The sequence below is a fragment of the Lentzea sp. NPDC005914 genome, assembly GCF_040629405.1.
Lineage (GTDB): Bacteria > Actinomycetota > Actinomycetes > Mycobacteriales > Pseudonocardiaceae > Lentzea.
In genome coordinates this window covers 1-21991 of sequence record NZ_JBEXVQ010000046.1, presented here as the reverse complement: position 1 = coordinate 21991, position 21991 = coordinate 1, and the positions used below count along the sequence as shown (strand labels likewise).

The following is a 21991-nucleotide window of genomic DNA, read 5'->3' as shown; positions in this document are numbered from 1 at the left end:
CGCATGCGGGGAGAAGGGGGCCTCGGCATTCATGAGGCCTGCTCTGGTCACGTGGCCGGAGACGGGGAGAGACGCCCCCGGCCACGGACGCCTACTGAGCGGTGGCCAGCTTGTCCTCGGTGTGCTGCTTCTCCAGCAGGTCGTCCACGTCCACCAGGTCCGGGTTGTCCAGGACCTCGTTGAGACGCTCCTTGTCGAGACCCTTCTGCCAGGCCGCGACCACGAGCGACCCGACACCGTTGCCGATCACGTTGGTGATGGCGCGGGCCTCGGACATGAAGCGGTCGATGCCGACGATCAGCGCGATGCCGACCGCGGGGATGGCCGAGTGCGCCTCGAACGCCTGCAGCGAGGCGGCCAGGGTGACGAGGCCGGCGCCGGTGACGCCCGCCGCGCCCTTCGACGCGATCAGCATGAACAGCAGCAGGCCGATCTGAACACCGAGCGAGACGTCGTGACCGGTGGCCTGGGCGATGAAGATGGCGCCCATGGTCAGGTAGATGCACGTGCCGTCGAGGTTGAACGAGTAACCGGTCGGGATCGTCAGGCCGACGACCGACTTCTGCGCGCCCGCCGCCTCCAGCTTCACCATCATGCGCGGCAGCACCGACTCGGACGACGAGGTGCCGAGCACGATCAGGATCTCGTCCTTGATGTAGCGCAGGAACTTCAGCAGGCTGAAGCCCGCGATCCGCGCCACGATGCCGAGCACGACGATGATGAACAGCAGACACGTCAGGTAGAACGAGCCCATCAGCCACAGCAGCTTGCTGAGGATGCCGCCGCCGAACTTGCCGACCGTGTAGGCGATGCCGCCGAAGGCACCGATCGGCGCCGCGTACATCACGATCTTGATGATGCCGAACATGACCTTGGAGAGCGTCTCCATCGCGGACACGACCTTGGCACCGCGCTCGCCCATGCCGGCGACCGCGACGGCCACGAGGATCGCGACCACGAGCACCTGGATCAGCTGCCCGTCCGTGAACGCGCTGACGAACGACTTCGGCACCAGGCTCAGGATGAAGCCGGTGACCCCGGTCTCGGCGCTGGACGCGGACTTGAGCGTGTCCTTGGCCGCCTCGGCGTTCAGGTGGATCTCGCCGCCGTGGTGACCCGGCTGCACGATGTTGACGACGATGAGGCCGATCGCCAGCGCCACCGTGGTCATCGCGGTGAAGTAGAGGATCGTCCGCAGTGCGAGCCCGCCCGCCTTGGCGAGGTTCCCGAGGCCCGCGATGCCGACGATGATCGTCGCGAAGATGGTCGGCGCGATGACGACCTTGACGAGGTTGACGAACAGGTCTGCGAGCCACTTCATCTCGGACGCCTGTTTGGGGAACAGGAAGCCGACGGCCGCGCCCAGCACGATGGAGACCAGCACCCAGAAGTAGAGGTGCTTGTAGATCGGTTTGCGGCCTGTGCTCGTGGTCGCCACGGTTCCTCCTTGAACTTCGCGTTGGGAGTGAGGGTGAGCCGCGCCACGGTCAGCTACAAGCCGACACACGGAAACTTCAGACACCTCTGACGTAACGGCTAGGCTTCTTCCGTGTCGCTCAGCCGTCGCACACTTCTGCTAGGGGCCGCTCTCGGTCTCGCGGGGTGTACCCAGCGCAAGGTCGAGGCACCCGCCGAACTGGTGCTCGCGACCGGGCCGGACGGTGCCGTCTTCCGCGAGGTCGGGGGCGCTCTGGCCGAGGCGCTGGCCGAGCAGCTGCCCGGCACCAAGGTCATCCCGCGGCCCACCGGCGCGTCGGTGGAGAACCTCCGGCTGCTGCGCACCGGCGAGGCCCAGCTCGCGTTGTCCTCTTTGGACCCCATCGACGACCCCCGCAGCGTCCGCGCGGTCGGGCGGCTCTACGACAGCTTCATGCAGATCGCGGTGCCGGCGGTCTCGGGCATCGAGAGGTTCCGCGACCTGGCCGGCAAGCGGATCTCGTTGGGCCCCATCGGTTCCGGCACCGAGTTCACCGCCACCCGGATGCTGAACCACTTCAAGGTGTCCGCAGTGGACGAACGGATGGCGCACACCGAGGCGTCGCGCCGGGTGGCCGAGGGGTCGCTGGACGCGATGCTCGCGCTGACCGGAATCCCGACGCCCGCGATCACCGCGCTGAAGGGCAACGTGCGGCTGATCGACATCGGGCAGGAGGCGATCGAGTTCACCGACACCTTCCGCGGCCCGTACATCCCGGCGACGATCCCCGGCAAGACCTACGAGGCACTGCCGTCCAACAAGACGTTCTCCGTGCCGAACCTGCTGCTGGCGCACGAGTCGCTGAGCGCGGACGTCGTCGAGATCGTCACCCGGACGGTGTTCACCGAGACCGCGCGGATCGTGGAGGGGCATCCGGAGGCGGCGCGCATCAACGTCCGCACCGGCATCGCGACCGGTCTGGTGCCGCTGCACGACGGTGCCGCGCGCTGGTTCCGGTCCGTCAAGCGCTGAGGGCGACCTTCACGTCGAGGCCCGGCCCGGCGTCGTGCAGCGTGAGCGTGCCGCCCGCCGACTCGATCAGCTCGGCGCAGATCGCGAGCCCGAGCCCGGTGCCCGCGACGTTCTGGTGTTTGGTGGCGCGCCAGAACCGCTGCAGCGCCAGCTCCCGTTCGTCGGCGCTCAGGCCGTCGCCGTTGTCGACGACGTGCAGCTCGCCGGGCCTGCCGATGATCCGGACCTCGGTGGCGTTGGCGAGCCGGATGGCGTTGCTGACCAGCTCGTCCAGCACGCTGCCGAGCCCGCCGGGCGGTTCCTGCATGGTGAGGCCGGCCGGGATCTCGATCTCGAGGCCGACGCCGGAGGACTTCGCGAGCGCCTGCCAGGCCGGCCGGTGGGTCGCGAGCAGCTGGTCGATCTCGACGGGCTCGGTCTTGCGGGCGCTGTCCAGGCGGGTCGCGGCGAGCAGGGTGTCGAGCACGCGTCCCATCTCCTCGGCCTCCTCGACGGCGATCTGGTGGGCCTCCTGACCGTGCTCGCCGTCCACGTGCGGCGCGAGGTTGTCGACGGCGAGCCGGAGGCTGGCCAGCGGGTTGCGCAGCTGGTGCGAGGCGTCGGCGACGAACGCCTTCTGCCTGTTCAGGGCCTTGCCGACGACGTCGACCATGGTGTTGAAGCTCTTCGCGAGCCTGCGCAGTTCCGGCGGACCACCGACCTCGTCCGCCCGCACGTCCAGGTTGCCGGCGGCGACCGCGGCGGTGGCCTCGTCGAGCCTGCTGACCGGCCGCAACACCCACCGCGACATCGGCCACGCCGCCGCGACGACGGCCAGCATCGGAGCGAGTCCGGCCAGAGCCATCAGGCCCCACTGGCGCAGCACCTCTGCCCGCAACGCGCTCGTGGACGAGATCGACACGACCGCGGCCACGGCTTCGCTGTCCCTGCCGACCGGTTCGACGACGACCATCGGGCCGCCGCGCCACGGCCAGGCCGCGTAGGCGACGTCGGGCTGGATGCCGTTGAGCGCCTCGTTGAGGACCGTGGTGACCTCGGGATCGTTGGTCGGGTTGAAGCCCTGACGCGAGGTCAGCAGCACCCGCTTGTCGGCGCTGACCAGGGCGACCGGGATGTCGAAGAGCTGGTCGTAGCGCTGGATCTCGAAGTCGAGCGCGAGGAGCCGGTCGGACTGCAGCGCGCTCTCGGCCAGCGAGGCGAACCGTCGCGCGTCACCGAGCCGGTCGAGGTAGGTGGTCTGGGTTTCGCGTTGCACCACCGCGGACGCCAACGGGATGCCGAGCGCCGCGACCAGGGCGACGAGCAGCGGAACGGTGATGACGAGCAGTCGGCGGAGCATCAGCCGCGATTGTTCCGCACCCGTCCGCGGATGTCTCTCGGAGGCTCGTCACGTGGCGAGGCGGTAGCCGACGCCCCTGATCGTCTCGATCTTGATGTGGCCGCCGAGCTTTCCGCGCAACGCCGCGATGTGGGTGTCCAGCGTCCGGGACGGCGCCTCCCAGTGCGCCTGCCACACCTGGTCGACGATGAAGTCGCGGCTCACGACCTCACCCGCCCTGGTCGCGAGCAGGGCGAGGAGGTCGAACTCCTTGCGCGTCAACGACAACGGCTCCCCCGCCAGCGTGACCGCGCGGGTCGAGGCGGAGATCTGCAGCGCGCCGACCTGGATCGGCCCGTCGCTCTCGGGCCCGGCGCGGTGGGTGCGGGTTCTCCTGAGGACGGCCTCGATGCGGGCGAGCAGCTCGGACGTGCCGAACGGCTTCACCACGTAGTCGTCGGCACCCGCCCGCAGCCCGAGCACGCGTTCGCGCTCCTCGCCGCGCGCGGTCACCGTGATCACCGCGGTGCCCGGACGGTGCCGCAGCTCGCGCAGCACGTCCAGGCCGTCGCCGTCGGGCAGGCCGAGGTCGAGCAGCACGACGTCAGCCGGTGCGGCTTTGAGAGCGTCGGCGGCCGTGGCCACCCGATGCACCTCGTAGCCGGCGTGCCGCAGCGCGGTCAGCAGGCCTCTGGCCACCCGGTCGTCATCTTCGACGACGAGCACGCGCACAGATCACTCCGGTTTGACGGACTCCGGTTTGACGGTCTCCGGGGAGGTGACGGTGTCCTCGGAGCTCTTGTCCTCGGTCTCTTCGACGGCTTCGGGCTCCGCCGCGACAGGTTCGGAGTCCGCAGGCTTGTCGGTGCCGCGCAGGGCTTCGATGTCCTCACGCTCGCCGCGCGACCTGGCGACGATGAAGTAGACGACCGCGCCGATGAACACCAGCGCCGACACGAACACGTTGACGCGCGTGCCGAGGATCAGCGTCGCCTCGTCCGTGCGCATCAGCTCGATCCAGAACCGCCCGGCCGTGTAGCCCGCGACGTAGAGCGCGAACGTCCGCCCGTGACCCAGCCGGAACTTGCGGTCGGCCCACACGATCAGCAGCGCGACACCGAGGTTCCACAGCAGCTCGTAGAGGAACGTCGGGTGCACGACCTGGATCGGCGTGTGGTCGATGGCCACACCCGCCAGCGCGTCCTCGCGGCCCTCCGGCGTGACGCGGCGGTAGATCTCCAGGCCCCACGGCAGCGTCGTGTCGCCGCCGTACAGCTCCTGGTTGAAGTAGTTGCCGAGCCGCCCGATGGCCTGCGCGACGACGATGCCGGGCGCCAATGCGTCGGCCATCGCGGGAAGCGGGATGCCCTTGCGCCGGCAGCCGATCCACGCACCCACCGCGCCCAGGGCGATCGCGCCCCAGATGCCGAGGCCACCGTTCCAGATCTCGAGCGCCGCGAGCGGGTTCTTCCCCGGCCCGAAGTACTTCTGGTTGTCGGTGATGACGTGGTAGAGCCGCCCACCGACGAGGCCGAACGGCACCGCCCACACGGCGATGTCGGTCACCTCGCCCTTGATGCCCCCGCGTGCGACCCAGCGGCGCTCACCCCACCAGATGGCGACGATGATGCCGGCGATGATGCACAGCGCGTAGGCCCTGATGGGGAGCGGACCGAGGTACCACACACCTTGGTCGGGGCTCGGGATCGTGGCCAGGATGCCGTTCAACACGCGCTCACCGTACCGGTGGGCCCGGTGGCGTCTCCTGGCGACGCTCCTTCGTTAGGGGTTCGCGACCTAGGTGAGCTTCGCATGAGGTTCGCAAGGCCTTCTTAGGGAGATCGTGATCGCCGAGCCGAGATACTCGGACGCATGACGGTCCTGGTGGTCGGCGGCGGTATCGGTGGTCTGGCTACGGCGCTCGGGCTGGCACGGGCCGGGCACCGCGTGACGGTGCTCGAGTCGGCCGCGATGTTCGAGGAGATCGGCGCAGGTATCCAGGTCGGGCCCAACGGGTTCCGCATGCTCGATTCGCTGGGTGCGGGCGCGGTGGTGCGGGCGCGGGCCGTGCACGTCGATGAGCTGCGATTACGTTGCGGGGTTTCCGGCGGGGTGATCTCGGCGTTGCCCGTCGACTCCGCTTTTCAGGAGCGGTTCGGGACGTATGCCGTGGTCCACCGCAACGACGTGCTGACGCCGTTGCTCGACGCGTGCCAGAACGACGAGCGCGTCGACCTGCGGGTGAACAGCGGCGTCGAGGCCTACACGCAGGACGCTTCGGGAGTTACCGCTGTGCTGCGGTCGGGCGACCTCGTGCACGGGACGGCGTTGATCGGCGCGGACGGGCTGCGGTCAGCGGTGAGGCGGCAACTCGTGGGCGACGGGGATCCGCAGGTGTCCGGGCACACGACCTTCCGGGCGGTCATTCCCGCTGCTGACGTGCCGCACGAGCTCAAGGAGAACGTCGTCACGCTCTGGGCCGGGCCGCACTATCACGTGGTTTGGTACGTCATCGCTGGTGGGCGGTACGTGAACCTCGTGGCCACGGCCGACAACGGCGCTCAGGACCCGATGACCGGCAAGCCCGTCGAGCACGACGAGGTGCTGCGGCACTTCACGCCGTTGTGCGCAGAAACCGCCCGGATCATGGAGCTGGCCGACGAGTGGCGGGCCTGGGTGCTGTGCGACCGCTCGCCGATCACCACCTGGCAGGACTCGCGCGTCGTGCTGCTCGGCGACGCCGCTCATCCGGTGCTGCAGTACGCGGCTCAGGGGGCGTGCCAGGCGCTGGAGGACGCCGTGTGCCTCTCGTCGGTGTTCGATCCGCGGGACGTGAATGGCTCTTTTGCCCGGTACGTGTCTCTGCGTGCAGCGAGGACCGCGCGCGTCCACCACGTCTCACGGTTGATGGGACGGGAGGTCTACCACCCGGCCGGTGCGGCCGCCGACGCCCGCAACGCGATGTTCGCGTCCTGGACTACGGCTGACCTGCACGAACGGCTGGAGTGGCTCTACGGCTAGAACGTGATGGTGACCGGGAAGGGCCGCTCGATCTCCAACACGCCGTTCACGCTCTTCGCGATCTCGACGTACTCGGTGCCCTGGAGTTCGAGCAGAATCGCCTCGGCGACCTTCGGCTCGGGATCGACCATCATGTAGTACTTCACACCGGCCTGGGCGTACAGCTCGCGCTTCAGACCGAGGTCGTTCAGCCGCGTGGCCGGCGACAGCACCTCACCGACGAGCACCACGTCCGAGACCGGGTACATGACGCCGACCTCGCGCGGATTCACGACGGTGAAGTCCGGGATCACGAGGCGGCCGCTGGCGAGCAGGACGTTCAGCTCGATCGTCGTCTGGAAGTAGTCCGGGCACGCGGCGCGCAGGGCAGCCGCGGAGTCGAACACCAACTCCTGATGCCGAAAAGACCCCAGCGGGCTCACGAGAAGCATCCCGTCAACGAGCTCGACACGTTGACTGTTGTCCTCCGGCAAGGACAAGACGTCATCGAGCGACCACGGGCCCACGTGCCTCGGCAGCAGGTAAGCGGCTGCTGCCGCTTCAGCTGGAGCCGCCACAGGGCATCACCTCCGAAAACCGCCCGGCGACCACCAGTGTGGCACGCCGGGCGGACAACTGGCTTGTACATACGACCAAGCTGGCAGTTGGAGGAACTCCATGCCATCACACGATGGCGGCAGCCGAGCGCACACCCTTCGCCAGGTCAGCGGTCAACGCGCGCACCGCGGCGTCGCCCTCGTTCGCCGCGGAAACGAACGCCGATCCGACGATCACCCCGTCCGCGAACCCGGCGATCTCCGCGGCCTGCGCCCCGGACCGCACACCCAGCCCGACACCCACCGGGATCGAGGAATGCGCACGCACCCGCGCGACCAGTTCAGGCGCGGCAGACGACACCACGTCACGAGCACCGGTCACACCCATGACCGCCGTGGCGTACAGGAACCCGGACGACGCACGGGCCGTCATGTCGATGCGGTCCTCCGTCGACGACGGCGCCACCAGGAAGACCCGGTCCAGCCCGTCCGCCTCGGAGGCCGCCATCCAGTCGTCGGCCTCGTCCGGCACCAGGTCCGGCGTGATCATCCCGAGCCCGCCGGCGGCCGCGAGGTCACGCGCGAACGCGTCCACGCCGTACTTCAGCACGGGGTTCCAGTACGTCATCACGACCGCACGCCCACCGGCCTCGGCCACCGACGCCACGACGTCGAACACGTCGCGCACCCGGAACCCGGCCTTCAGCGCCTGCTCGGCGGCGGCCTGGATCGTCGGGCCGTCCATCACGGGGTCGGAGTACGGCAGACCGACCTCGATCAGGTCGCAGCCGGACTCGACCATCGACCGCAGGTACCCCTTGGAGCCCTCGACCGTCGGGAACCCGGCCGGCAGGTACCCGACCAGAGCAGCCCTCGACTCGGCCTTCGCCGTCGCAAAAACGTCAGACAACGACATCAGGCCTGTCCCCCGTCTCCGAGGCCGAAGTACGCAACGGCCGTGTCCATGTCCTTGTCGCCACGCCCGGAGAGGTTCACGATCAGCAGACCGTCCGGTCCGAGCGACGGGCCCAGCTTCAGCGCGCCCGCCAGAGCGTGCGACGACTCGATCGCCGGGATGATGCCCTCGGTCCGCGACAGCAGCGCGAACGCCTCCATCGCCTCGGCGTCGGTCACCGGGAAGTACTCGGCGCGGCCGATGTCCTTCAGGTGCGAGTGCTCGGGACCCACGCCGGGGTAGTCGAGACCCGCGGAGATCGAGTGGGCCTCGGTGATCTGGCCGTCCTCGTCCTGCATCACGTACGACATCGCGCCGTGCAGCGAACCGGGCGTGCCGGCCGTCAAAGTCGCGCCGTGGTGGCCGGACTCGATGCCGGAACCGCCGGGCTCGACACCGACCAGGCGCACGTCGGCGTCGTCGATGAAGCCGTGGAAGATGCCGATCGCGTTCGACCCGCCACCGACGCACGCGACGACGGCGTCGGGCAGGCGCCCGGCCTTCTCGAGGATCTGCTCGCGCGCCTCGATGCCGATCACGCGGTGGAAGTCGCGGACCAGCAGCGGGAACGGGTGCGGGCCCGCGGCCGTGCCGAGCAGGTAGTGCGTCTCGTCGACGTTGGTGACCCAGTCGCGCAACGCCTCGTTGATCGCGTCCTTGAGCGTGCGCGAGCCGGACTTCACCGGGATGACCTCGGCGCCCAGCAGCCGCATGCGGGCCACGTTCAGCGACTGCCGCTCGGTGTCGACCTCGCCCATGTAGACGACGCAGTCGAGGCCCAGCAGCGCGCACGCCGTCGCGGTCGCCACGCCGTGCTGGCCGGCACCGGTCTCCGCGATCACGCGCTTCTTGCCCATGCGCTTGGTCAGCAGTGCCTGACCCAGCACGTTGTTGATCTTGTGTGAACCCGTGTGGTTCAGGTCCTCGCGCTTGAGGAACACGCGCGTCCCGGCGTGCTCGGCGAACTTCGGGGCCTCCGTCAGCAGCGACGGACGGCCCGCGTAGTCCTTGAGCAGACGCTGGAACTCACCCAGGAACTCCGGGTCGATGCGCGCCTTGTCGTACTCGGCGGACAGCTCGTCCACCGCCGCGATCAGAGCTTCCGGGACGAACCGGCCACCCCACGGGCCGAAGTGGCCACGCTCGTCGGGATCGTGGGGCGTGGGCGTGAACTGGCCCATCGAGTAGCTCCTCCTGCAGAACGCCTTATCGGCTCGGCCTCGGGCACGCCGGGTGCGATCCGGCGGTCACGAGCTTGTTCACGGCGGCCTTGGGGTCGCCGCTGGTCACCAGGCTTTCGCCGACGAGCACCGCGTCGGCACCCGCTCCGGCGTAGGCCATCAGGTCGCCAGGCCCGGTCACACCCGACTCGGCGATCTTGATCGTCTCGAAGGGTAGTCCGGGAGCGATCCTGCCGAAAACGTCTTTGTCGACCTCGAGCGTGTGGAGGTTGCGCGCGTTCACCCCGATGACGCTCGACCCGGCTTCCAGAGCCCGGTCGGCCTCCTCGGCCGTGTGCACCTCGACGAGCGCCGTCATCCCGAGGGACTCCACGCGGTCGAGCAGCGACACCAGCGCGTTCTGCTCCAGCGCCGCCACGATGAGCAGCACCAGGTCCGCGCCGTGCATGCGCGCTTCGTGCACCTGGTACGGCGAGACGACGAAGTCCTTGCGCAGCATGGGGATCTTCACCGTCCTGCGCACGGCGTCGAAGTCGGCGAGCGACCCGCCGAACCGCCGTTGCTCCGTGAGCACGCTGATGACCGACGCGCCACCCGCCTCGTAGGCGGCCGCCAGCTCGGCAGGCTCCGGGATCTCCGCCAGCGCGCCCTTGGAGGGGCTGCGGCGCTTCACCTCGGCGATGACACCGACGTTGGGGCCTCGCAGCACAGACATCACGTCGAGCGGCGGGGCTGCCTTGGCCGCGCGCTCCTTGACGACGTCGAAGGACAACTGAGCCTCGCGACCGGCGAGATCCTCACGCACACCTTCGAGGATCGACTCGAGAACCGTCACAGTCTTGCTCCCCTTCCCGCTAGGGGGATGCTAACCCCGGCGGAGTAACGCCTCAGCCACCGGGGGTTCTGTGTCCACGCAGCTAGCCGAGGTTGTGCACGTGTCACATGCGTGAACGTGGATGAATGATCTTCACTCGTTCGAGGAAGGTCCGCCGGGGGTCTTATCGTCGGTCGGATCATCCCCACGCTCCAAAGCGCGCCACATGTCCGTCTCCGCGTCCCGCGGACGGGACTTCTGCCCGCCCATCCCGATCTTCGGCATCCGGGCCCCGAGTGCTGCCTGAAGCACGCCGGAGACCACCACGAGCGCGCCGCCCGCGATCGCGAGCCAGTGGCCGGTGAACGCCGCCGCCACACCCACGACGACCAGCAACACGCCGAGGATCCGGCGCGCCACGCCGCTGAGCGCCACGGCCGCGGCGACGGCGGCGAGGCTCAGCAGCGCCAGTGGCACGGATCCCGCGCCCCAGAAGGCACCCGCCGCACCCACGAGCAGGAGTGCGGCGATCCACAGTGGACTAGCTTTCAACGGCGGGCCGCATCGTCTGGGCCGTGGCGATCGCGGCGAGCACCGCGCCCGCCTTGTTCAGGCACTCGTTGTCCTCGGCGAGCGGATCCGAGTCCGCCACGATGCCGCCACCGGCCTGCACGTAGGCCACCCCGTCGCGCACGAGAGCCGTCCGGATGGCGATGGCGGTGTCCGCGTCCCCGGCGAAGTCGAAATAGCCCACAACGCCGCCGTAGAGGCCACGACGGGTGGGTTCCAGCTCCTCGATGAGCTCCATCGCGCGCGGCTTCGGCGCACCGGACAGCGTGCCGGCCGGGAAGCAGGCCGCGACCGCGTCGTAGGCCGTCTTGCCCTCGGCCAGCTCACCGGTCACGGTCGACACGATGTGCATGACGTGGCTGTACCGCTCGACCTTGAAGAAGTCGACGACGTGCACCGAACCCGGCTTGCAGACGCGGCCCAGGTCGTTGCGGCCGAGGTCGACGAGCATCAGGTGCTCGGCGCGTTCCTTGTGGTCTGCGAGGAGGTCCTTCTCGAGCAGCGCGTCCTCTTCGGGGTCCTCGCTGCGCCAGCGGGTGCCCGCGATGGGGTGCGTGGTCGCCTTTCCGTCGCGCACCGTGACCAGGGCCTCGGGGCTGGAGCCGACGATGTCGAAGCCCTCGAGGCGCAGCAGGTACATGTACGGGCTGGGGTTGGTCGCGCGCAGCACCCGGTAGATGTCGAGCGCGTCGGCGTCCGTCTCGATCTCGAACCGCTGCGACACCACGACCTGGAACGCCTCGCCCGCCCGGATGGCCTCCTTGGCCTTCTCGACGGCCGCGAAGTGGTCCGCCTGCGAACGCCGGCGCCGGAACTCGGGCTTCGGCCTGCTGAACACCGCGGCGGTCGGCGGCGCGGGCGTGTGCAGCTGCGTCGTCATCTCGTCCAGGCGCCGCACCGCGTCCTCGTACGCCGCGTCCACGCGCTCCGGCGAGTCGTCCCAGTTGATCGCGTTCGCGATGAGCGTGACCGTGCCCTCGTGGTGGTCGAGCGCGGCCAGGTCGGTCGCGAGCAGCATGACCAGCTCGGGGATCTTCAGGTCGTCCTCAGCGATGACCGGCAGCCGTTCGAGCCGCCGGACCGCGTCGTAGCCGATGTAGCCGACCATGCCACCCGTCAGCGGGGGCATGCCGGGCAACGGGTCGGTGCGCAACACCTCGACGGTCTCGCGCAGGGCCTCCAGCGGGTCACCACCGTCCGGCAGGCCGACGGGCCGCGTGCCCGTCCAGTACGCCTCGCCGCCGGTCGCCGTGAGCGCCGCGGACGACCGCACGCCGATGAACGACCAGCGCGACCACGAATGCCCGTTCTCGGCCGACTCGAAGAGGAACGTGCCGGGCCGGTCAGCGGCCAGCTTGCGGTAGAGACCGACCGGCGTCTCGGCGTCCGCCAGCAACCTGCGCACCACCGGAATCACCCGGCGGTTGACCGCCAGCTCGCGGAACTCCTCGCGCGTTGGGCTCACGGCCCCCAGACCAGCGGCGGCCACAGCCCCGATGACGCTCACCATGCCGGTAATTGTTGCATAAATTCAACATCTGTTGAACTATGACCCGCGTGGAGCAAGTGAACCAGAAACGGCGAGGCCGCCGCGCCGCGGGCGAGGACACCAGGGCGGCGCTCATCGCGGCGGCCCGCGAGGTGTTCGTCGAGAAAGGCTACGACGGCGCCACGGTCCGTGCGATCGCCGCCCGCGCCGGCGTCGACGCCGCCATGGTCAACCACTGGTTCGGCGGCAAGGAAGGCCTGTTCGCGCAGTCCGTGCTGCAGCTCCCGTTCGATCCGGCCGAGATCCTCAAACGGCTGGTCGACGGTCCGGTCGAGCAGGCGGGCGAGCGCATCGTCCGCACCTTCGTGGGCGTCTGGGACGCGACCGGCGGCGGCACCTTCGCCGCGCTGATCCGCAGCGTCACCAGCCAGCAGGAAGTGGCGAACGCACTGAAGTCGTTCTTCGTGAACGCGATCTTCAAGAACCTGCTCGCGGAGATCGGCGCCGAGCAACGCGAGCTGCGCGCGACCTTGTGCGCCACGCAGATGGTCGGGCTCGGGATAGTCCGGTACGTCGTCCACTTCGAACCGCTGGCGTCGGTCGACGTCGAGACCGTGGTGAAGGCGATCGGCCCCAACCTGCAGCGGTACCTGACCGGCTCGCTGGACTAGCCGCGCTCACCCAGCCACTGCTCGACCGCGGTCTGCGCGGCGGTGCCGTCGACGACCAGCTGGTCGTCCCCGGAGCTGAGGGTGAGCCTGCGCTTCGAGTTCTTCGCCCACTCCGCCAGCACCGCGGACACCGCGCCCGCCTTGTCCGGCGGCACAGGACCGATCGCCAGGAACTCGTCGAAGCTGATCGAGCGGGCGGTGCCGTCCACCGGGGCGTCCAGCCGTCGCGCGTCCAGCCTGGCGGCCGTGGCCAGGAGTTCGAGCAGCTCCGCGGTGACCCTGGTCAGGTTCTCGCCCGAGGCCTCGACGCGGAGCGTGATGTCAGCCATCGGCGAGCAGGACCGTGGCGTCGAAGCAGGTGCGGTCGCCCGTGTGGCACGCGGCGCCCACCTGGTCGACGGTCAGCAGCAGCGTGTCGCCGTCGCAGTCGAGCCGGACCTCGTGCACGTACTGGGTGTGGCCGGACGTCTCGCCCTTCTCCCACAGCTGCTGGCGGCTGCGCGAGTAGTAGGTCGCGCGGCGGGTGGTGAGGGTGCGGTGCAGTGCCTCGTCGTCCATCCACGCCACCATCAGCACCTCGCCGGTACCGCGCTGCTGGGCGACCGCGCAGACCAGGCCGTCCGGTGTGCGCTTGAGCCGAGCGGAGACGGCGGGATCGAGCGGGCTGCTCAACTGGGGCCTCCCAGGTGTTCGCGAGACGGTCCGGTGTTGAGCAGGACCACTCCGTAGATGTGCACGGCGGACAGCACGCCGGACGCGACGCGCGCCCACACCGGGCCGTCGGCCAGGACGATCACGAGATGCAGCAGCGCGACGAGGATGAACACGACCATCGCCGGGTAGTGCATGAACCGCAGTCTGAGGAGCAACGCCGCCGCCACGGGCAGCTCGACGGCCGCGACGAACGACGGCAGCTTCAGCACGTCGGCCTCCCCGGTCGAGCGCCACAGGATTAGCCCGACCACGAAGAAGACCAGTGCCCCGCCGAACGCGACCGCCGAGGCCACCCGCACCTCGACCGGCGTCATCGCACCACGACCCCCGCCTGGCGCAGGCCGTCCTTGACCTCGCCGATGCGGAGCTGCCCGAAGTGGAACACGCTGGCCGCGAGCACGGCGTCCGCACCGGCCGCGACGGCGGGCGGGAAGTGATCGACCGCGCCGGCGCCACCGCTGGCGATCAGCGGCACGTCGACCTCACGCCGCACCAGCTCGATCAGCTCGAGGTCGAATCCGGCCTTGGTGCCGTCGGCGTCCATCGAGTTCAGCAGGATCTCGCCGACGCCCAGCTCCTGGCCTTTCGCGGCCCACTCGATGGCATCGATCCCGGTGCCGTTGCGCCCGCCGTGCGTGGTGACCTCGAAGCCGGTGCCGCCGGGCACGCGCCGCGCGTCGACCGAGAGCACGATGCACTGCGCCCCGTACCGCTCGGAGCACTCCCTGAGCAGCTCCGGCCGCGCGATCGCCGCCGTGTTGAGGCTGACCTTGTCCGCACCCGCCCGCAGCAGCTTGTTCACGTCCTCGGGGCTGCGCACGCCGCCACCGACCGTGAGCGGGATGAACACCTGCTCGGCCGTGCGCCGGACCACGTCGAACGTCGTCTCGCGGTCACCGCTGCTGGCCGTCACGTCGAGGAACGTCAGCTCGTCGGCCCCCTCGGCGTCGTACGCCCTGGCCAGCTCGACGGGATCGCCCGCGTCGACGAGGTTCGTGAAGTTGACGCCCTTCACCACCCGGCCCCGGTCGACGTCGAGACAGGGGATGACGCGAACAGCCACTGACATGCGCGAAAGCCTACAAGGGGCGTCCGAGGACTACGCTGCGACACCATGATCACCGAGTTGGGCCGTGGCGACTACCTGCTGCTGACGACGTTCCGCAAGGACGGCACCCCGGTGCCCACGCCGGTCTGGGTCGCTCCCGGCGACACCGACGACGTGATCTACGCCTGGAGCGCCAAGGACACCGGCAAGGTCAAGCGGATCCGGCGCAGCGGCGACGTCGAGATCGGCCCGTGCGACCTGCGCGGCAACCCCAAGGGCGAGTCGATCAAGGCGCGCGCCCGGTTGCTGGACGATGACGCCAGCGACGCCGTCCGTTCGCGGATCGTGAAGAAGTACGGGCTGATGGGGTGGCTGACCATGACCGGGAGCAAGCTGCGCCGGGGCCGCACCGGCACGGTCGGCATCGAGATCACGCCCGCCGGCTGACCCCGCCAGCTGCCACGGTCCATGTTGATTCGGCCAGTCCATGTTGATTCGGCCAGTCCATGTTGATTCAGGCAGTCAACATTGACAGCGCCGATCGACGTTGACTCAACATTGACGCGCCCCATCAACATGGACTGCGCGATCAACATCGCCTGCCCCGAAGCAGCGTGGACTGCGTTGGCGGGATGACAACGTTGTCACCCGTGCGTGTTGATTGAGCTCGTCAACGTTGATCGCGCCCATCGACGTTGATCGCGCCCGTCAACATTGAGTGCCAGCGTCAACATTGAGCGTCAACCCGAGGTTGACCCCACACTCATCGTCAACCTAAAGTTGACGCATGATCCAGTTGACCGACCTCATCGTGACGGTCGCTCAAGAAGCCGACGACGCCCTCCTGCGCCTCGCGAAGGCGGTGGAGATGAGCGGTCAGCTGAACGAGCTCGGCGACCACCTCATCGGCCACTTCGTCGACGAGGCACGGCGTGGCGGCGCGAGCTGGTCCGAGATCGGCGAGAGCCTCGGCGTCACCAAGCAGGCAGCGCAGAAGCGGTTCGTGCCCAAGGAGTCGCCGGAGCTGAGCAAGCCGTCGACGGAGCGCTACACCCAGCGCTCACGCCGCGTCATCGCGCTGGCGAGGCACCACGCGCGGTTCAGCGAACGCATCGGCACCGAGCATCTGCTGCTGGGCCTGCTCGACGAGTCGGCGGGGCTCGCGGCCAAGACCATCGCCAAGCTGGAGTCCGGCGACGGCAGCACCCGCATCGCCACCCTGCACCGGCTCGACAACGAGGCCAAGCAGCGCCCGGAGAAGCAGCCGTACTCGGCGCACTGCAAGAAGTCGCTGGAACTGGCCGTGCGCGAGGCACTCCGGATGGGCCACATGTTCATCGGCACCGAGCACATCCTGCTCGGCGTGCTGCTCGACAAAGACGGGACCGCGGCCCGCGTGCTGCACTCCACCGGAGTCACGCACGCGGCCGCGGCCGCTCACATCGAGAAGGTCGTCAACGGACCGCAGCAAGTGCTTCCGGGAGCGTGAAAGCACCGGCGTACAGGGCCTTGCCGATGATCGAGCCCTCCACGCCATCGCGCGACAGCTTCGACAGCGCGACCAGGTCGTCCACAGTGGACACGCCACCGGACGCGATCACCGGGGCGTCGGTGCGGGCGCAGACCTCGCTCAGCAGCTCGAGGTTCGGACCTGTCAGCGTGCCGTCCTTCGACACGTCCGTCACGACGTAACGCGCGCAGCCGTCGCGGTCGAGCCGGTCGAGGACCTCCCAGAGGTCGCCGCCGTCCGACGTCCAGCCACGGCCCTTGACCCGGTGGCCCTGCTCGGTGATGCGGACGTCCAGGCCCACAGCGATCTTCTCGCCGTACGCCGCGATGGCCTTCGCGCACCACTCCGGGTCTTCCAGGGCCGCGGTCCCGAGGTTGACGCGAGCGCAGCCGGTGGCCAGCGCGGCCTCCAGCGACGCATCGTCGCGGATGCCGCCGGACAGCTCCACCTTCACGTCCAGCTCGCCGACGACGCGGGCGACGAGGTCGCGGTTCGAGCCACGGCCGAAGGCCGCGTCGAGGTCGACGAGATGGATCCACTCCGCTCCGTCGCGCTGCCACTGCAAGGCCGCGTCGAGCGGCTCGCCGTAGTTCGTCTCGGTACCGGCTTCGCCCTGCACGAGCCTGACGGCCTTGCCGTCAGCCACGTCAACAGCGGGGAGGAGTGTGAACGTCACCCGCTCAGCCTAGCGTCCCCCAGTACGAGGGCGGCCACGCGCTCCTGGGCGTCCGCGGTGCGCGTGAACTGCGCGGGAACGGGCGCGGCCAGGAAACCCGCGTACCTCGGGTACTGCTGGATGAGCGCGAGGTACAGGTACTGGGTGCCCGCGAGATCGGCATCGCCCAGGTCCGCGCACGGTGCCTGCGGCGAGGACTCCGGCAGCAGGAAGAGGTCCTTGGCGGGAACGCGCTCCTGCAGCTTGATCATCAGGGTTTCGAGCTCGTCGTAACCGGCGCAGGGCGCGCGGAAGCCGACCCCGTCGACCTCCTCCGGCGCCTGGAACGCGTCGTCGACCTGCGAGGCGGCCACCACGAGCATGACCTTCTTGCCGGGGAAGAGCTTCTTCACCTGACGCGCCGTGTCGCCGTCTCGAGCCACGAACCCGTCGACCTGGTGCCCGGCCGCCGTGACCGACCCCACCTCGATCAGGTTCAGGTTGCTGTGACCGCGCACCGCCGAGGGGGACGCGCCGACGTAGCCGTAGTAGCGCAGCGTCGAGCCGGGCCGCTTGCGCAGGTCGTCGGAGTTCAGCTGTTCGATGGTCAGGTTGTCGACGAGCCCCGCCGCGGTGCCGGAGTGACCGAGGTAGACCCACTGCCGTTCCGTCGGCAGCTCGAGCTTTACCGTCGTGCGCTTGCCGTTGACGGTGAGGTCGAGCGCGCTGCCGAACTTCAGCGTCACGTCGAACGAGCCGTCCTTGCGGGCCTTCGCGAACCTGTCCAGCGTGCTCACGACCTGACCGGCCTGGTAGATCTGCACGCTTCCGTTGGCGCGCAACGAGAAGCCGAGGTCGACGGCCGGGTCGGTCACCTCACCCGCGATGTTGGCGGAGCGGCTGAGCACCACGGTCGACGAGCCGGCCGGGACCAGCTTCGCGGAGATGGCCGAGCCGGTGGACGGTGCGTCGAGGCGCACCAAGGTCGGCCCGGAGCGCATCAGGAGCGTGCCCGGATGCTTGGGGTCGTTGACCTCCACCGACCCACCGGCGGATGTGCGGGTGTAGGTCACGGCACCGGTCCCCTGCCGGTGCTTCAGGTTGTCGTTCAGTCCCAGCGTCGGTGACGCGTGCACGGCGCCGTCGAAGTTGTCGTGGAACGGAGCCGGTGCGGCGAGTGCGCCCCCAGGCACAGCAACGGAGGCAGCCGTCAGTGCGGCTGCCGTCAACAGTCGTGTGATCACGACAAGGTAGTCAACCAGTTCCGCAGCAGTTGTGCTCCGGCATCACCGGATTTCTCCGGGTGGAACTGGGTCGCCCACAATGGACCGTTCTCGACGGCCGCGACGAACTCGTCGCCCGCGTGGTCGGCCCACGTCACCAGCGGCGGCCTGAGGTGCTCGGCCGGCTCCAGCTCCCAGCGGCGCACGCCGTAGGAGTGCACGAAGTAGAAGCGGGTGTCCTTGTCGAGGCCCGCGAAGAGCTGCGAGCCCTCCGGCGCGCGGACCGTGTTCCAGCCCATGTGCGGCACGATCGGCGCCTCGAGCCGCTCGACGGTGCCGGGCCACTCGCCGCAGCCCTCGGTCAGCACGCCGTGCTCGATGCCGCGCTCGAACAGGATCTGCATGCCCACGCAGATGCCGAGCACCGGCCGGCCGCCCGCGAGGCGCTCACCGATGATCCGGGCCCCGCGCACGGAGTTCAGGCCCTCCATGCACGCGGCGTAGGCACCGACGCCGGGAACGACGAGACCGTCGGCGTCACGCGCGGCCTTCGGGTCCGCCGTCACCTCGACATGGGCGCCGACCCGCTGAAGCGCGCGCTCGGCCGAGCGCAGGTTGCCGGATCCATAGTCAAGTACGACGACACGTGCCACGACCACCAGGTTAGTCGGTCGGCGCGGCACCCTGCGTCACCGGTATGACCGGCAACACGGTGTTGATCGGCTTCGTCCGCACGAGGCGCCGCCTCAGCACGACGAGCGCCCCGGCCAGCAACACGATCAGGAGTGCGCCGACGAGGTAGTAGAAGACCGTCGGGATGTGAAGCAGGACAGTCGTCAACGCCATGAGCACGATCAACGGCAGGAACAGCGCCAACGGCCACAGCTGCGCGCGTGGTGGCTCCAGCGTCTGCAGCATGAAGTCCGCGCGGCCCTCCTCCGTGAGTTCAGCGACCTGAGCGACCTCCGGCAGTCCCGCCGCGCGGAAGAAGTCCGGGATCGCCTGGCGCGCGTTCTCGAAGTCGCGAATGCGCGCGAGCGGGCCCTTGCGACCGGCCGCCGGGTACAGCGCGGTGAGCTTGTCGATGGCGTCCTGCTGCCACTTCTCCTTCTCCCGCAGGTTGACGAGGCCCGCGGTCGAGCGGTCGAGGAGCTTTCCCACCGGTCCGGACTGCTTCGCCTCCGCCGACAGCCGCAGCACCGCCTCGCGCGAGCCCCACATCGTGGCGCGGCCGAGCGAGGTCGTGAAGAGGTAGAGCAGGGCGGCGTCGTCGTTCCACACCGCCAGCGCGGCGCCACCGCCGATCTTGCGGACCCTGTTCGCCATGTACGCGGCCTCGCCGAGCCTGGTGGCCGGAGGAGGCAGCAGCACCGTGCCGGACTGGACCGGAACCAGCGCCGCGGGGCCCACGTTGCCGCTGTGCATGGCCTTCTGCAGCTCGGCGGCGTTCAACGGGGTCCAGATCAGCATTCTCACGAGCAACATCATTCCTCGTCCGCCCCGCGACCCGAGGCAGACATGCCAAGGTTTTCGCGTTCCGAAACGGACGGACGTTGCGAACAGCGGCCGCGCGACCGGGCATCCGGCCCGATCGCGCCGGCCACTTCATCCCTCAGACGGCGCGAGAAGGCGCGCCGGTCCAGTCATCCCCCATGACTGCGAACATTTCTTCACCCCCTGAAGAAACTCCGCACAGCACTCCCCAGCCCCACCACGTCAAGGTCGTGCGCGGCGTCATGATCCTCGGCCGTGCCGTAGTTGCGGAGCTCTGCGTGTCGTTTGACGCCTATACAACGCACACGGTGCGGGATTAGTTGCAAGGCTTCGGAAATTAGATGAGATGAAGTTCCCTCGAGGTACGGCTCCACCACCATGACGTCGGCTTGATCGGTGTCCCGCACCGCCTTGAGCAGTCCGTCCGAGTCGAACGGTCGGACCGTGGCCGCGTAAAGCACCGTGAGGTCGGCGTTTTCGGAGTCGACGGCCTTCAGCACGCGGTCGAGCATCGGTCCGACGGCGAGCACCACACCGCGTTTTCCGTGACGCAGCGCGGTGAATCCCTCACCCACCGGATACGCCTGCGTGTTCTCGTGCAGCGAAAGCCTGACGTACACCCGGTTGTCGTCCTTCAAAGCTTGTCGCAACAACGGCGTGACCTCGTCCGCATGGCCAGGCACGTGAACGGTCCAGCCGGGCAACGTGTCGAACAACGCGACGTCACCCGGCGACTGGTGCGTGCGCCCCCACGCCGGGTCGTCGTAGGACGCGCCGATGCTCACGAACACCGCGCCCACGTCCTGATGGCCGATGTCGAGCTTGATCTGCTCGTACGGCCGTTCAACGAGAAACGGCGCGTAGCTGTGCACGACCGGCCGCAGCCCGGCCAACGCCAGACCGCCCGCCACTCCGACCATGGTCTGCTCGCGGATCCCGACGTCCACGACGCGTTCGTTCTCCTGCGGGAACTCGTTGCTGGAGATCACCGCGGTCACGACGGCGATCCGCGGGTCCCTGCCGATCTCGTCGTTGACGGTCTTGACGAAGGCCTGGCGCATCGTCGTCATCAGTAGCTCCTCTCGATCTTGGCGACGACCACGTACGGGCGGTCGTGCTGCGCGGTCAGTGCGGCGAAGATGGCCTCGTGATCGCGACCGTCGACCTCGGTGGTCTGCCAGCCCTCGACGGCGAACCGCCGCGCGATGCCGCCGGGCCACCCGTACATCGCCGACTGGTTGTCGATCACGATCGCGACGAGGTTCGCGACGTTCAACCGCGCCGCCACCGCGATCGCCTCGTGGTTGCTGCCCTCGTCCAGCTCACCATCTCCGACCAGCACGAACGTCCGCCCAGCGCTCCCGGCGACCCGCTGCCCGATCGCCGTCCCCACCGCGATCGGCAGCCCGTGGCCGAGCGATCCGCTGCTGATCTCGACACCGCGCACGAGCACCCGATCGGGATGCTGGCCGAGCGGACTGTCCCACGACGTCCAGCCGTCCAAAGTGGACCCGTCGATGAACCCCTTCTCCGCCAGCACCGCGTAGTAGGCCATCGGCCCGTGCCCCTTGGAGAGCAGGAACCGGTCGCGGCCGGGGTCGTCGACGGTGGCGGGAGTGACGTTCAGGACCTTGTCGTACAGGACCCAGAGCACGTCGATCGTGGAAGCCGCCGCCCACTCGTGCTTCTCGTCCCCGGTCATCCTCGCGAACAGCTCTGGTATCCGTTGCATGCCACCAACTGTTCAACCTCGACCAAGCTGGAGGTCAAGCGGCTACCATGATCGGGTGAGCAAGTTGCCGGAAATGCTGACCATCGGCCAGGTCGCCGACCGCAGCGGCGTCCCCCACACCGCGCTGCGCTTCTACGAGGACCGCGGCCTGATCGCCTCCGTCCGCACCGCGGGCAACCAACGCCGCTACCAGCGCTCGGTGCTGCGCCGCCTGGCCTTCATCCGCACCGCACAACGCGTGGGCCTGAGCCTCGAGGACGTCCGCGACGCCCTGGCCCAACTCCCCGACAACCGCACGCCCACCAAATCCGACTGGGAACGCCTCTCCCGCTCGTGGAAGACGGAACTCGACGCCCGCATCGACGCGCTGTTCCGGCTGCGCGACCGGCTGAACGGCTGCATCGGCTGCGGCTGCCTCTCGCTGCGCAGTTGCGCACTGCAGAACATCGACGACGAGCAGGCCGCACACGGCCCCGGCGCACCCAAGCTCAAGCCGGTGCTGGAGGGCGGCACGGTCTAGTGCGTGTCCTGTAAGTCATCGGAGCCAGAGCACGATGGCGGCGATGGTGAGTTCGGCCTGGTAGTAGGCGACGCGCTTGGCGTAGCGGGTC

General features: G+C 69.1%; 26 protein-coding genes. 6 read left to right on the top strand and 20 right to left on the bottom strand.

Annotation, left to right across the window (positions count from 1 at the left end; translation table 11 throughout):
* Positions 1-91: 91 nt before the first annotated feature.
* Positions 92-1438: a C4-dicarboxylate transporter DctA gene (dctA, locus tag ABZ345_RS41275; RefSeq protein WP_359860421.1), complete on the bottom strand. Its 1347-nt coding sequence runs from the start codon at positions 1436-1438 to the stop codon at positions 92-94.
* Between the two features lie 111 nt (positions 1439-1549).
* On the opposite strand from dctA, the gene ABZ345_RS41270 reads away from it, so the two are divergent.
* Complete coding sequence (locus ABZ345_RS41270) at positions 1550-2449, top strand: TAXI family TRAP transporter solute-binding subunit (protein ID WP_359860420.1); 900 nt, start codon at positions 1550-1552, stop codon at positions 2447-2449.
* Here the strand turns inward: ABZ345_RS41270 and ABZ345_RS41265 are convergent.
* From ABZ345_RS41265 to lgt, 3 genes are read right to left on the bottom strand one after another with little or no spacing between them, the layout of a single operon-like run.
* Positions 2439-3788 carry a HAMP domain-containing sensor histidine kinase gene (locus tag ABZ345_RS41265; RefSeq protein ID WP_359860419.1) on the bottom strand — a complete coding sequence of 450 codons (1350 nt, stop codon included), beginning with the start codon at positions 3786-3788 and terminating at the stop codon, positions 2439-2441. The two genes, ABZ345_RS41270 and ABZ345_RS41265, sit on opposite strands and share 11 nt — an antisense overlap.
* Before the next feature lie 48 nt (positions 3789-3836).
* The gene (locus tag ABZ345_RS41260) at positions 3837-4499 is read right to left on the bottom strand and encodes a response regulator transcription factor (RefSeq protein WP_359860418.1); all 663 of its coding nucleotides are present in this window, start codon (positions 4497-4499) and stop codon (positions 3837-3839) included.
* A gap of 3 nt (positions 4500-4502) precedes the next feature.
* Complete coding sequence (gene lgt, locus ABZ345_RS41255) at positions 4503-5495, bottom strand: prolipoprotein diacylglyceryl transferase (RefSeq protein ID WP_359860462.1); 993 nt, start codon at positions 5493-5495, stop codon at positions 4503-4505.
* A gap of 144 nt (positions 5496-5639) precedes the next feature.
* Between lgt and ABZ345_RS41250 the strand changes: the two genes are divergently transcribed.
* The gene (locus tag ABZ345_RS41250; protein ID WP_359860417.1) at positions 5640-6788 is read left to right on the top strand and encodes an FAD-dependent monooxygenase; all 1149 of its coding nucleotides are present in this window, start codon (positions 5640-5642) and stop codon (positions 6786-6788) included.
* Here ABZ345_RS41250 and ABZ345_RS41245 read toward each other — a convergent pair.
* The 6 genes from ABZ345_RS41245 to ABZ345_RS41220 all read right to left on the bottom strand — a co-directional run bounded on the left by ABZ345_RS41245 (position 6785) and on the right by ABZ345_RS41220 (position 12354).
* The gene (locus ABZ345_RS41245) at positions 6785-7345 is read right to left on the bottom strand and encodes a Uma2 family endonuclease (RefSeq protein ID WP_359860416.1); all 561 of its coding nucleotides are present in this window, start codon (positions 7343-7345) and stop codon (positions 6785-6787) included. The two genes, ABZ345_RS41250 and ABZ345_RS41245, sit on opposite strands and share 4 nt — an antisense overlap.
* A 106-nt stretch (positions 7346-7451) precedes the next feature.
* Positions 7452-8243, bottom strand: coding sequence for a tryptophan synthase subunit alpha (gene trpA, locus ABZ345_RS41240; protein WP_359860461.1), 792 nt, complete (start codon positions 8241-8243; stop codon positions 7452-7454).
* Positions 8240-9460 carry a tryptophan synthase subunit beta gene (gene trpB, locus ABZ345_RS41235; RefSeq protein ID WP_359860415.1) on the bottom strand — a complete coding sequence of 407 codons (1221 nt, stop codon included), beginning with the start codon at positions 9458-9460 and terminating at the stop codon, positions 8240-8242. The genes trpA and trpB overlap by 4 nt, the downstream gene beginning before the upstream one ends.
* A gap of 25 nt (positions 9461-9485) precedes the next feature.
* Positions 9486-10295, bottom strand: coding sequence for an indole-3-glycerol phosphate synthase TrpC (gene trpC, locus ABZ345_RS41230; RefSeq protein ID WP_359860414.1), 810 nt, complete (start codon positions 10293-10295; stop codon positions 9486-9488).
* A 132-nt stretch (positions 10296-10427) separates the two neighbouring features.
* The gene (locus ABZ345_RS41225) at positions 10428-10826 is read right to left on the bottom strand and encodes a Trp biosynthesis-associated membrane protein (protein ID WP_359860413.1); all 399 of its coding nucleotides are present in this window, start codon (positions 10824-10826) and stop codon (positions 10428-10430) included.
* Entirely contained in the window at positions 10816-12354 is a 1539-nt protein-coding gene (locus ABZ345_RS41220) for an anthranilate synthase component I (protein WP_359860412.1), read from the bottom strand. The genes ABZ345_RS41225 and ABZ345_RS41220 overlap by 11 nt, the downstream gene beginning before the upstream one ends.
* A 38-nt stretch (positions 12355-12392) precedes the next feature.
* On the opposite strand from ABZ345_RS41220, the gene ABZ345_RS41215 reads away from it, so the two are divergent.
* Entirely contained in the window at positions 12393-13004 is a 612-nt protein-coding gene (locus ABZ345_RS41215) for a TetR family transcriptional regulator (protein WP_359860411.1), read from the top strand.
* Here ABZ345_RS41215 and ABZ345_RS41210 read toward each other — a convergent pair.
* The 4 genes from ABZ345_RS41210 to hisF are packed head-to-tail and all read right to left on the bottom strand — an operon-like array spanning position 13001 to position 14787.
* Positions 13001-13333 (bottom strand): hypothetical protein, encoded by a 333-nt coding sequence (locus tag ABZ345_RS41210; RefSeq protein WP_359860410.1) that lies wholly within the window; start codon positions 13331-13333, stop codon positions 13001-13003. The two genes, ABZ345_RS41215 and ABZ345_RS41210, sit on opposite strands and share 4 nt — an antisense overlap.
* Positions 13326-13676 (bottom strand): phosphoribosyl-AMP cyclohydrolase, encoded by a 351-nt coding sequence (gene hisI / locus ABZ345_RS41205; RefSeq protein ID WP_359860409.1) that lies wholly within the window; start codon positions 13674-13676, stop codon positions 13326-13328. Before hisI ends, ABZ345_RS41210 begins: the two co-directional genes overlap by 8 nt.
* On the bottom strand, positions 13673-14032 hold the full coding sequence (locus ABZ345_RS41200; RefSeq protein ID WP_359860408.1) for a hypothetical protein: 360 nt from the start codon (positions 14030-14032) through the stop codon (positions 13673-13675). The genes hisI and ABZ345_RS41200 overlap by 4 nt, the downstream gene beginning before the upstream one ends.
* Positions 14029-14787 (bottom strand): imidazole glycerol phosphate synthase subunit HisF, encoded by a 759-nt coding sequence (gene hisF / locus ABZ345_RS41195; protein WP_359860407.1) that lies wholly within the window; start codon positions 14785-14787, stop codon positions 14029-14031. The genes ABZ345_RS41200 and hisF overlap by 4 nt, the downstream gene beginning before the upstream one ends.
* Before the next feature lie 45 nt (positions 14788-14832).
* Here hisF and ABZ345_RS41190 point away from each other — a divergent pair, with 45 nt between their 5' ends.
* On the top strand, positions 14833-15213 hold the full coding sequence (locus tag ABZ345_RS41190; protein ID WP_359860406.1) for a PPOX class F420-dependent oxidoreductase: 381 nt from the start codon (positions 14833-14835) through the stop codon (positions 15211-15213).
* 340 nt (positions 15214-15553) lie between these two features.
* Positions 15554-16255, top strand: coding sequence for a Clp protease N-terminal domain-containing protein (locus ABZ345_RS41185; RefSeq protein WP_359860405.1), 702 nt, complete (start codon positions 15554-15556; stop codon positions 16253-16255).
* Here the strand turns inward: ABZ345_RS41185 and priA are convergent.
* The 6 genes from priA to ABZ345_RS41155 all read right to left on the bottom strand — a co-directional run bounded on the left by priA (position 16221) and on the right by ABZ345_RS41155 (position 21380).
* On the bottom strand, positions 16221-16952 hold the full coding sequence (gene priA, locus ABZ345_RS41180) for a bifunctional 1-(5-phosphoribosyl)-5-((5-phosphoribosylamino)methylideneamino)imidazole-4-carboxamide isomerase/phosphoribosylanthranilate isomerase PriA (RefSeq protein ID WP_359860404.1): 732 nt from the start codon (positions 16950-16952) through the stop codon (positions 16221-16223). The genes ABZ345_RS41185 and priA overlap by 35 nt on opposite strands.
* Positions 16949-18175, bottom strand: a complete 1227-nt coding sequence (locus ABZ345_RS41175; protein WP_359860403.1) for a hypothetical protein — start codon at positions 18173-18175, stop codon at positions 16949-16951. Before ABZ345_RS41175 ends, priA begins: the two co-directional genes overlap by 4 nt.
* Entirely contained in the window at positions 18172-18807 is a 636-nt protein-coding gene (gene hisH / locus ABZ345_RS41170) for an imidazole glycerol phosphate synthase subunit HisH (protein WP_359860402.1), read from the bottom strand. The genes ABZ345_RS41175 and hisH overlap by 4 nt, the downstream gene beginning before the upstream one ends.
* A gap of 10 nt (positions 18808-18817) precedes the next feature.
* Positions 18818-19630, bottom strand: a complete 813-nt coding sequence (locus ABZ345_RS41165) for a hypothetical protein (RefSeq protein ID WP_359860401.1) — start codon at positions 19628-19630, stop codon at positions 18818-18820.
* Between the two features lie 194 nt (positions 19631-19824).
* On the bottom strand, positions 19825-20718 hold the full coding sequence (locus tag ABZ345_RS41160) for a transketolase (protein WP_359860400.1): 894 nt from the start codon (positions 20716-20718) through the stop codon (positions 19825-19827).
* A complete protein-coding gene (locus tag ABZ345_RS41155; protein WP_359860399.1) occupies positions 20718-21380 on the bottom strand; it encodes a thiamine pyrophosphate-dependent enzyme in 663 nt (220 codons plus the stop codon). Before ABZ345_RS41155 ends, ABZ345_RS41160 begins: the two co-directional genes overlap by 1 nt.
* A 55-nt stretch (positions 21381-21435) precedes the next feature.
* Here ABZ345_RS41155 and soxR point away from each other — a divergent pair, with 55 nt between their 5' ends.
* The gene (soxR, locus tag ABZ345_RS41150; RefSeq protein WP_359860398.1) at positions 21436-21900 is read left to right on the top strand and encodes a redox-sensitive transcriptional activator SoxR; all 465 of its coding nucleotides are present in this window, start codon (positions 21436-21438) and stop codon (positions 21898-21900) included.
* The last annotated feature ends 91 nt before the right edge of the window (positions 21901-21991 follow it).

What these genes read in the sequence shown, in the direction of transcription:
- ABZ345_RS41265 (WP_359860419.1), bottom strand. Translation starts at nt 3,788, where the DNA reads ATGCTCCGCCGACTGCTCGTCATCACCGTTCCGCTGCTCGTCGCCCTG.
- ABZ345_RS41250 (WP_359860417.1), top strand. Translation starts at nt 5,640, where the DNA reads ATGACGGTCCTGGTGGTCGGCGGCGGTATCGGTGGTCTGGCTACGGCG.
- trpB (WP_359860415.1), bottom strand. Translation starts at nt 9,460, where the DNA reads ATGGGCCAGTTCACGCCCACGCCCCACGATCCCGACGAGCGTGGCCAC.
- ABZ345_RS41220 (WP_359860412.1), bottom strand. Translation starts at nt 12,354, where the DNA reads ATGGTGAGCGTCATCGGGGCTGTGGCCGCCGCTGGTCTGGGGGCCGTG.
- ABZ345_RS41215 (WP_359860411.1), top strand. Translation starts at nt 12,393, where the DNA reads ATGACCCGCGTGGAGCAAGTGAACCAGAAACGGCGAGGCCGCCGCGCC.
- ABZ345_RS41210 (WP_359860410.1), bottom strand. Translation starts at nt 13,333, where the DNA reads ATGGCTGACATCACGCTCCGCGTCGAGGCCTCGGGCGAGAACCTGACC.
- ABZ345_RS41200 (WP_359860408.1), bottom strand. Translation starts at nt 14,032, where the DNA reads ATGACGCCGGTCGAGGTGCGGGTGGCCTCGGCGGTCGCGTTCGGCGGG.
- hisF (WP_359860407.1), bottom strand. Translation starts at nt 14,787, where the DNA reads ATGTCAGTGGCTGTTCGCGTCATCCCCTGTCTCGACGTCGACCGGGGC.
- ABZ345_RS41190 (WP_359860406.1), top strand. Translation starts at nt 14,833, where the DNA reads ATGATCACCGAGTTGGGCCGTGGCGACTACCTGCTGCTGACGACGTTC.
- ABZ345_RS41185 (WP_359860405.1), top strand. Translation starts at nt 15,554, where the DNA reads ATGATCCAGTTGACCGACCTCATCGTGACGGTCGCTCAAGAAGCCGAC.
- ABZ345_RS41160 (WP_359860400.1), bottom strand. Translation starts at nt 20,718, where the DNA reads ATGACGACGATGCGCCAGGCCTTCGTCAAGACCGTCAACGACGAGATC.
- ABZ345_RS41155 (WP_359860399.1), bottom strand. Translation starts at nt 21,380, where the DNA reads ATGCAACGGATACCAGAGCTGTTCGCGAGGATGACCGGGGACGAGAAG.